This window comes from Roseicyclus amphidinii (genome assembly GCF_030163755.1).
GTDB classification, from domain to species: domain Bacteria; phylum Pseudomonadota; class Alphaproteobacteria; order Rhodobacterales; family Rhodobacteraceae; genus Roseicyclus; species Roseicyclus amphidinii.
Genome location: NZ_JASJOE010000097.1, coordinates 1 through 7,901, shown reverse-complemented (window position 1 = coordinate 7,901; position 7,901 = coordinate 1). Strand labels below are relative to the sequence as shown.

The 7,901-nt window shown below is 70.0% G+C and carries 9 protein-coding genes; 5 read left to right on the top strand and 4 right to left on the bottom strand.

What is annotated here, in order from left to right; genetic code table 11:
- On the bottom strand, positions 1-543 hold a 543-nt coding region (locus tag QQK83_RS18145; protein WP_284266693.1), incomplete at its 3' end, for a Y-family DNA polymerase.
- Positions 544-627: 84 nt separating this feature from the next.
- On the opposite strand from QQK83_RS18145, the gene QQK83_RS18140 reads away from it, so the two are divergent.
- Positions 628-1,104, top strand: coding sequence for an MOSC domain-containing protein (locus QQK83_RS18140; RefSeq protein ID WP_284266691.1), 477 nt, complete (start codon positions 628-630; stop codon positions 1,102-1,104).
- Here QQK83_RS18140 and QQK83_RS18135 read toward each other — a convergent pair.
- Positions 1,093-1,380, bottom strand: a complete 288-nt coding sequence (locus QQK83_RS18135) for a YggT family protein (protein WP_284266690.1) — start codon at positions 1,378-1,380, stop codon at positions 1,093-1,095. The genes QQK83_RS18140 and QQK83_RS18135 overlap by 12 nt on opposite strands.
- A 165-nt stretch (positions 1,381-1,545) precedes the next feature.
- Between QQK83_RS18135 and QQK83_RS18130 the strand changes: the two genes are divergently transcribed.
- The 3 genes from QQK83_RS18130 to mepA all read left to right on the top strand — a co-directional run bounded on the left by QQK83_RS18130 (position 1,546) and on the right by mepA (position 4,535).
- Positions 1,546-2,121: an acyl-CoA thioesterase gene (locus QQK83_RS18130; protein WP_284266689.1), complete on the top strand. Its 576-nt coding sequence runs from the start codon at positions 1,546-1,548 to the stop codon at positions 2,119-2,121.
- 120 nt (positions 2,122-2,241) lie between these two features.
- Entirely contained in the window at positions 2,242-3,630 is a 1,389-nt protein-coding gene (locus QQK83_RS18125; RefSeq protein WP_284266688.1) for an MFS transporter, read from the top strand.
- Positions 3,630-4,535: a penicillin-insensitive murein endopeptidase gene (gene mepA, locus QQK83_RS18120; RefSeq protein ID WP_284266686.1), complete on the top strand. Its 906-nt coding sequence runs from the start codon at positions 3,630-3,632 to the stop codon at positions 4,533-4,535. The genes QQK83_RS18125 and mepA overlap by 1 nt, the downstream gene beginning before the upstream one ends.
- A gap of 5 nt (positions 4,536-4,540) precedes the next feature.
- On the opposite strand, the gene QQK83_RS18115 is transcribed toward mepA, so the two are convergent.
- Positions 4,541-5,383, bottom strand: coding sequence for an LOG family protein (locus tag QQK83_RS18115; protein ID WP_284266684.1), 843 nt, complete (start codon positions 5,381-5,383; stop codon positions 4,541-4,543).
- Positions 5,384-5,499: 116 nt separating this feature from the next.
- Here QQK83_RS18115 and dapD point away from each other — a divergent pair, with 116 nt between their 5' ends.
- The gene (gene dapD / locus QQK83_RS18110) at positions 5,500-6,327 is read left to right on the top strand and encodes a 2,3,4,5-tetrahydropyridine-2,6-dicarboxylate N-succinyltransferase (protein ID WP_284266682.1); all 828 of its coding nucleotides are present in this window, start codon (positions 5,500-5,502) and stop codon (positions 6,325-6,327) included.
- Positions 6,328-6,708: 381 nt separating this feature from the next.
- Here dapD and QQK83_RS18105 read toward each other — a convergent pair.
- Positions 6,709-7,901 (bottom strand): lytic murein transglycosylase (locus QQK83_RS18105; protein WP_284266680.1); only part of this gene is annotated, 1,193 nt, incomplete at its 5' end.

Sequence of the window (7,901 nt, the reverse complement as noted above, 5' to 3'; positions counted from 1 at the left end):
GATGGCGTCGCCGCCATGGGTCTGCGCCACGCCGCCGCCGCCCGCGTAGCGCGCCAGCGCCCAGGCCGCGCCCGCCGTATCGGCGATGCCTGCCCGCACCGTCAGGCCCAGGTCGGCGCAATCCTGGTGGACCTGCGCAAACAGCGCCTCTTCCCCGCCGAACAGATGCGCGCAGCCCGTCAGGTCGATCAAGAGCGCCTCCGCGCCCTCCTCGGCGACCCAGGGGCTGAAGCGCCCGGCCCAGCGGCGCAGGGCGGCCAGCGCCTGCGCATCGCGCTGTGGCTCGTGCGGGCGGGTGAGCAGGTCGGGGCAAAGCGTCACCGCCTCGGTCAGCGCCTGCCCGCGCTTCAGGCCTCGCGCGCTGGCGGCCCTGTTCAGCGACACGATCTCGCGCAGGTTCCCGGTCTCGCCCACCACCGCGAGCGGCGTCTCGGCCAGCGCGGGCGCGGCGCGCAGTACACGCTCGGCGGCCAGCCGCGGAAACCACAGCGACAGGATGCGCCGGTTGATCGGCCGGGCGGAACGGGGCGGAGTGTCGGACATGGGTGGCAGCATGTTCACGTTATGTTCTGATGTCTAGATCGCATGGCGCTGGGAGTCGAGTCCGTCCGGTGCTAGATGCGGGGCATGGAGCGATTGGCCGATCTCATATCCCGACATGCGCAGGACGGACGCCTTGCGCGCATCCTGCTGCGCCCCGAGCGGCTGGCCGCGCCGGTGGCGGTCGACGCCGCCGAGATCGCGGCACGCGGGCTGACGGGCGACCACGCCCGCCCCGGCAAGCGGGCGGTCACTCTGATCCAGGCCGAGCATCTCGCCGTCATCGGGGCCTGCCTCGGCCGCGACGCGATCCCGCCCGAACTGTTGCGCCGCAACCTCGTGGTGTCGGGCCTGAACCTGTCGGCGCTCAAGGGGCGGCAGCTCGCCATCGGTGGCGCGGTGCTGCGCCTGATGACGGTCTGCGCGCCCTGTTCACGGATGGAGGCGGCGCTGGGCCATGGCGGCTATTCCGCGATGCGCGGGCATGGCGGATGGTGCGCCGAGGTGCTGACGCCGGGGCGGATCGCGCCGGGTGACGCGGTCAGGCCGCTCTCAGAGGAATAGCGCCACGTTGTTGCGCAGGATGATCTCGAGCGCATAGAGACCGAGGATGAAGATCAGCGGCGCAAGGTCGAGCCCGCCCATCGCCGGAAGGCGGCGGCGTATCGGGCCATAGACCGGTTCGAGCAGCCGGTTCAGCCCGTCCCAGATCTGCGCGACGATCGGCTGACGCAGGTTCAGCACGCCGAAATTTATCAGCCAACTCATGACGATATGGGCCAGCACGATGAAGAAGGCCACGTCGATCAGAAGCATGAGGATCTGGAAAAGCGAGGTCATCTGCGGTGCGGTCCCTTTGACTTGCGTTCCTGCCAGATAGTCGGGCAGGCCCCGCGGTGCAAGCGGCGCGCGGCCGATGCGGGGCGGCCGATGTGGGGCGGGCGGGACGCCCCGTGACGCAACGGCGGGCTTGATCGGCGCGGACCGTTGCGCTTTGGCGGGGTGATGTATCCCTATCTGCGCCTCTCCGCGATCATGGTCTCCGAACGCCGCAAGCCGCGGATCGGGGTCTTCGACACCCATGTCCTGCCGCTGCGCTGCCTGCCCAGTGATCTCGACGGGTTCCTCGAGATGAACAATGGCCGCGTGCTGACGCTCTATGACCTCGGGCGCTTCGCCTTGTCGATGCGCATGGGCCTGTGGCAGGTGCTCAAGCGCGAGCGGTGGGGGCTGGTCGTCGCGGGCTCCTCGGTGCGCTACCGCGCCCGGATCACCGGGCTGCAACGGGTCGAGCTGCGCACGCGGCTGCTGGGCTGGGACACGCGGTTCTTCTACATCGAACAGGCGATGTGGCGGGGCGAGACCTGTTGCAACCATGCCCTTCTGCGGACCGGCGTGACCGAGCGGGGGCGGCTTGCCCCCACCGACCGCGTCGCCGCGGCGCTGGGCCATGACGGCACCTCGCCCGCGCTGCCCGGCTGGGTCGCCGCCTGGGCCGAGGCGGATGCAACGCGGCCCTGGCCGCCGATGCAGGACGCCGCGCCGGGCTTGGCCGGGAATGACGCGCGACACCCCGGCTGAACTCCCCGATTTCAAGGGGTTGCACCCCGTGTGATCCCGGCGCGACCTCTGCGTGATATTTGCATGACCCGCCCATCAAGCCCGTAGACAAGCCACACGGCTTGGCGGATTGTGCCTGCCATGAGCGTGCTGACCGAACCCAAGCCCATCCCCCCCCTGTCCTCGGCGGACCGGACGGCGAAGCGCCGCATCTGGGGCTGGTGGGCCTTCGACTGGGCGAGCCAGCCCTACAACACCCTTTTGCTGACCTTCATCTTCGGCCCCTACATCAACGAGCTTCTGGGCGACGGCACCGCGGCGCAGACCGCCTGGGGGTACGGCGTCGGCGCGGCGGGGCTGATGATCGCCGTCTCGGCCCCCTTCCTCGGGGCGGTGGCGGACCTGTCGGGGCGGCGGATGCCCTTCGTCTGGCTGTTCTCGCTGATGTATGTGATCGGGGCCTGGGGCCTGTGGTATGCAGTGCCGGGCGATTTCAGCCTCGTGCTGATCCTGTTCCTGTTCGCGGTCGGCCTGATCGGGATGGAGTTCGCAACGATCTTCACCAACTCGTTGCTGCCGACGCTGGGCCACCGCGACGATCTTGGCCGCATCTCGGGCTCGGGCTGGGCCTTTGGCTATCTCGGCGGCTTCGTGGCGCTGGTGGCGATGCTGCTGCTTTTCGCCGAGAACGCCGAGACGGGGCGCACCCTGATCGGGATCGAGCCGATCCTCGGCCTCGACCCCGAGATGCGCGAGGGGACGCGCGCGGTCGGGCCGCTGACGGCGATCTGGTATGTCGTCTTCATGATCCCCTTCTTCCTCTGGGTGCGCGACGCGCGGATGCCCGGTGTGATCCCGATGCGGGCCGCGCTGCGCGGGGCCTGGCCGGACCTGAAGCGCACCCTGCGCACGCTGCCGGGGCAACCCAGCCTCTTCGCCTATCTCGGCTCGTCGATGTTCTACCGCGACGCGCTGAACGGGATGTATGTCTTCGGCGGCATCTATGCCGCTGGTGTGCTGGGCTGGTCGGTGGTCGACGTGGGCATCTTCGGCATCCTCGCCGTGCTGACCGGGGCGCTGTTCGCCTGGCTCGGCGGCAAGGCCGACAGCCGCTACGGGCCCAAGCCCGTGATCGTGGTGAACGTGCTGCTGCTGACGCTGGTGGCGCTGGGCGTGGTCTTCGTCAGCCGCGAGAGCGTCTTCGGCATTCCCGTCGGGCCGGACTCGTCCCTGCCCGACATCGCCTTCTACGTGCTGGGCGCGCTGATCGGGGCCGGTGGCGGATCGCTGCAATCCGCGTCGCGCACGATGATGGTGCGGCAGGCCGATCCGGCCCGCATGACCGAGGGCTTCGGCCTTTACGCGCTGGCGGGCAAGGCCACGTCCTTCATCGCGCCCCTGTCCATCGGGGTCGTCACGCAGGTGACCGGCAGTCAGCAGATGGGCGTGACGCCGCTGGTCGTGCTCTTCGCCATCGGGCTTGTCCTGCTGATCTGGGTCGATCCCGATGGTCGGAGCGAGGCACGCTGATGCTGAAACACCTTGCCGGAGCCCTGGCCTTGGCCCTTGTGGCCGCCTGCAGCCCGACGGGTGGGGGCGGCCCCGCCTTGCCGCCGCTCGACGCCACCCGCTCGGGACAGGAGGCGCGGCTTTTGTTCGGGGCGGAACGCGCGCCCGCTGGCGGGCCGTCCGAGGTGATCGGCGGCTATTCCCGCGGCTGCCTGTCGGGCGCGCGGGAGCTGCCCGAGACCGGGCCGACCTGGCAGGCGATGCGCCTGTCGCGCAACCGCAACTGGGGGCATCCGGTCCTGGTCGATTACGTGCAGGAGCTGTCTGCGCGCGTGGCGGCGGAAACCTCGTGGAACGGGCTTTACGTGGGCGACATGCAGCAGCCCCGCGGCGGCCCGATGCTGACGGGACATGTCAGCCACCAGTCCGGCCTCGACGTCGACATTTGGATGCTGCCACCGCGGCGGCTGGACCTGACCGAGGCCGAGCGCGAGAGCCTCTCGTCGATCTCGACCCGCTCGGCGCGCGGCGCGCGGGTGGGCGAGAACTGGACCGCCGAGCATATGGAGGTGCTGCGGCTGGCCGCCTCCGATCCTCGCGTGGCGCGGATCTTCGTCTTTACCGGGGCCAAGGTCTGGATGTGCGACAACGCCACCGGCGACCGGTCCTGGCTGCGCACGATCCGGCCCGCGAACGGGCATCACTACCATTTCCACGTGCGCCTGAACTGCCCGCCCGGCTCGCGCGACTGCGAGGCGCAGGCGGCCCCGCCCCCCGGCGATGGCTGCGACGAGGCGCGCGCGCGCGCCGAGGCGATCCTGAACCCGCCGCCGCCCGACCCCGATTACGTGCCGCCGCCGCCGCGCGGGCCGATGACCCTGGCCGAGCTGCCGCGGCAATGCGCGGCGCTTCTGTCGGAGGGTTGACGCCCCTACCGCCCCGGTATCGTGCCGCGACGGCCGGTCTTGTCCCAGCCGTCGATCACGTCCAGCGCCTCCTCGGCGGTTTCCACGAAGCGGAACAGCGACAGGTCCTCGGCCGAGATCGTTCCGGCCTTGGCCAGCGCCTCCCAGTTGACGATGTCGCGCCAGAACTCTTCTCCGAAGAGCAGGACGGGCACCTGTTCCATGCGCCCGGTCTGGATCAGCGTGAGCGACTCGAACAGCTCGTCCAGCGTGCCGAAGCCGCCCGGAAAAACGGCGATGGCCTTGGCGCGCAGCAGGAAATGCATCTTGCGGATGCCGAAATAGTGAAAGTTGAAGCACAGCTCGGGCGTGACGTATTCGTTCGGCACCTGCTCGTGCGGCAGCACGATGTTGAGGCCGATGGAACAGCCGCCCGCCTCGGAGGCGCCGAGGTTGCCGGCCTCCATCACGCCGGGGCCGCCGCCGGTGACGATGACATTCTCGGTGCAATTCGTCTCGACCGAACGCTCGGTGATGAGCCGCGCAAAGCGCCGGGCCTCGTCGTAGTAGCGGCTCATGTCGCGGAGCGTGTCGCTTTTCGCGCTGTCCTTCGCCTCGGGGCGGGGGATGCGCGCGCCGCCGAACAGCACGACGGTGGAGTTGATGCCGCGCTCGTCCAGCTCGAGCTGGGGCTTGAGCAGTTCCAGCTGCAGGCGGACCGGGCGCAGCTCGTCGCGCAACAGGAAATCGGGGTCGTCGAAGGCCAGCCGGTAGGCGGGCGAGCGCGCCTGCGGGGTGTCGGGCAACTGGCGGGCGGATTCGAGGTCCTGGCCTGCGTGGCGGAACGGTCCGCGGGGGTCGTCCTTCATGCACTGTCCTTTCGCACTATGCCCAAGGCCTAGCCCGAGCGTGCCCGGATTGCCAGCCGGGGGCGCGCCCGCTATGACCGCGCGCGACGCCATTGAACCCCGAGGGAGCACCGACCATGTCCAACGCCCAGCTGGAAGCCGCCATCGAAGCCGCGTGGGACGCCCGCGATACGATCACCCCCGCCACCACCGGCGAGACCCGCGACGCGATCGAGGCGACGCTTTCGGCGCTCGACAGCGGGTCGCTGCGCGTGGCCGAACGGCAGGCGGGCGGCGATTGGCACGTGAACCAATGGGCGAAGAAGGCGGTGCTGCTGGGCTTTCGCCTGAAGGACATGGAGATGCAGTCCGGCTCGCCGCAGGGCGGCAGCTGGTGGGACAAGGTCGACAGCAAATGGGCCGGTTGGGGCGAGGGTGAGTGGAAGGCCGCGGGCTTTCGCGCGGTTCCCAACTGCGTCGTGCGCCGCTCGGCCTACATCGCGCCGGGCGTGGTGCTGATGCCCTCCTTCGTGAACCTCGGCGCATACGTGGACAGCGGCACGATGGTGGACACCTGGGCCACCGTGGGCTCCTGCGCGCAGATCGGCAAGAACGTCCACCTGTCGGGCGGCGTGGGGATCGGCGGCGTGCTGGAGCCGATGCAGGCGGGCCCGACGATCATCGAGGACAACTGCTTCATCGGGGCGCGGTCCGAGGTGGTCGAGGGCTGCATCGTGCGCGAGGGCTCGGTGCTGGGGATGGGCGTCTTCATCGGGAAATCGACCAAGATCGTCGACCGGGAAACCGGCGAGGTGATGTATGGCGAAGTGCCCGCGGGTTCGGTCGTGGTGGCGGGCTCGATGCCGTCGAAGAACGGCGTGAATCTTTACTGCGCGGTGATCGTGAAGCGCGTGGACGAGCAGACGCGGTCGAAGACCTCGATCAACGAGTTGTTGCGCGACTGATCGCGCAGGGCCGGGCCCTGGCCTGCCCAAGCCGGGGTGGGCTGGCCTGTCCTGTGCATTGGCACCGGTTGCTGTCTCGGGCTGGGTGATCCGTCCGGTCTGACGACAAGGATGGCGGCGCCGCCAAGGCGGTGTCCGTGGATCGGCCCGGGCGCTACCCCGGACCCCTGTCCGGCTCGTGTCGGACCCCGCGGGAGGCGGGGCGCGGATACCTGGTGGTGTGGCAGTCGGCGTCACCCGCCTGCCGGGACATGTCCTTGGGCGGAGGTTATGCCACAGCGGGGTTAACGAAAGGTTCGCGCAGGGTAAGTGAAAGCCACCTTTCGATGCGTTGGGCCGGATGGCCCACCCTGCGGGTCGGGCCGGTGGGCTGCGCCCACCCTACGATCCGCGGAGGCGTTCGAGAACGCGAAGCGAGGCGTAGCCGTCCGGCACCCATCCGAGCGAGGCCTGGAAGCGGCGGACCGAGTCGATCGTCTGCGGCCCGATGATCCCGTCGACCGCGTAGCGGTGGAACCCGGCGCGGACGAGTCTTTGCTGCAATTCCTCGCGCTCGGCGCGGCTGAGGGCGCGATCCTCGCGCGGCCAGCCGCCGCGGAAATCCGGTCCGCCGGTGATCCGGTCCGACAGGTGGCCGACAGCGATGACATAGGCATCGGCGGGGTTGTAGCGCTCGATCACGTGGAAATTGTCGTAGATCACAAGCGCGACGCCCCTGTGCCCCGCGGGCAGCAGGATCGAGGCGCGGCCATGATCGGGCACGCGGCCGCCATCGGCCAGCCGCACGCCGCGGGCGTTCCAGAACGCCGCGTCGCGCTTCACCCGCTCGCCCGTCAGGGCGTAGTCGAAGCCGTCGGGCAGGCGCACCTCCATCCCCCAGGGCTGGCCCGTGGTCCAGCCGTGGTTGCGCAGGTAATTGGCGGTGGAGGCCAGCGCGTCGACCGGATCGTCCGACCAGATGTCGCGCCGCCCGTCGCCGTCGAAATCGACCGCATGCTCGAGGTACGAGGTCGGCATGAACTGCGTGTGGCCCATCGCGCCCGCCCAGCTTCCGACCATCTGGCGCGGGCTGACATCGCCCGCCTGCAGGATGCGCAGGGCGGCGATCAGCTGCGCCTCGAAGAAGTCGCGCCGCCGCCCCTCGTAGGCGAGCGTCGCCATGGCTGCGATGATGTCGGTGTCGCCGCGCATCGCGCCATAGGCTGATTCAAGGCCCCAGACGGCAACCACCACCTCGGCCTCGACGCCGTAGCGGCGTTCGATCTGCGCAAGGATATCGCGGTGCCGCGAGAGGGCCGCGCGCCCGTTGGCGGTGCGCGTGTCCGAGACGGCGCTGTCGAGATAGTCCCAGAGCGGGCGGGAAAACTCGGCCTGGTTGCCGTCACGCTCCAGCACGCGGGCGTTGACGGTCACGCCGGAAAAGGCGCGGTCGAAGGTGGCGGCGCCGATCCCCTGCGCCATGGCGCGGGCGCGGAAGGCGCGGGTCCAGGTGGCGAAGCCGCTGTCTGCAACAGGGGCGGAGACGGCGGCGGGCGCGGGGGCCGCGACCGGCACCACGGTGCCGCGCGTCAGCG

What these genes read in the sequence shown, in the direction of transcription:
- mepA (WP_284266686.1), top strand. Translation starts at nt 3,630, where the DNA reads ATGCTGAAACACCTTGCCGGAGCCCTGGCCTTGGCCCTTGTGGCCGCC.
- QQK83_RS18135 (WP_284266690.1), bottom strand. Translation starts at nt 1,380, where the DNA reads ATGACCTCGCTTTTCCAGATCCTCATGCTTCTGATCGACGTGGCCTTC.
- QQK83_RS18115 (WP_284266684.1), bottom strand. Translation starts at nt 5,383, where the DNA reads ATGAAGGACGACCCCCGCGGACCGTTCCGCCACGCAGGCCAGGACCTC.
- dapD (WP_284266682.1), top strand. Translation starts at nt 5,500, where the DNA reads ATGTCCAACGCCCAGCTGGAAGCCGCCATCGAAGCCGCGTGGGACGCC.
- QQK83_RS18140 (WP_284266691.1), top strand. Translation starts at nt 628, where the DNA reads ATGGAGCGATTGGCCGATCTCATATCCCGACATGCGCAGGACGGACGC.
- QQK83_RS18130 (WP_284266689.1), top strand. Translation starts at nt 1,546, where the DNA reads ATGTATCCCTATCTGCGCCTCTCCGCGATCATGGTCTCCGAACGCCGC.
- QQK83_RS18125 (WP_284266688.1), top strand. Translation starts at nt 2,242, where the DNA reads ATGAGCGTGCTGACCGAACCCAAGCCCATCCCCCCCCTGTCCTCGGCG.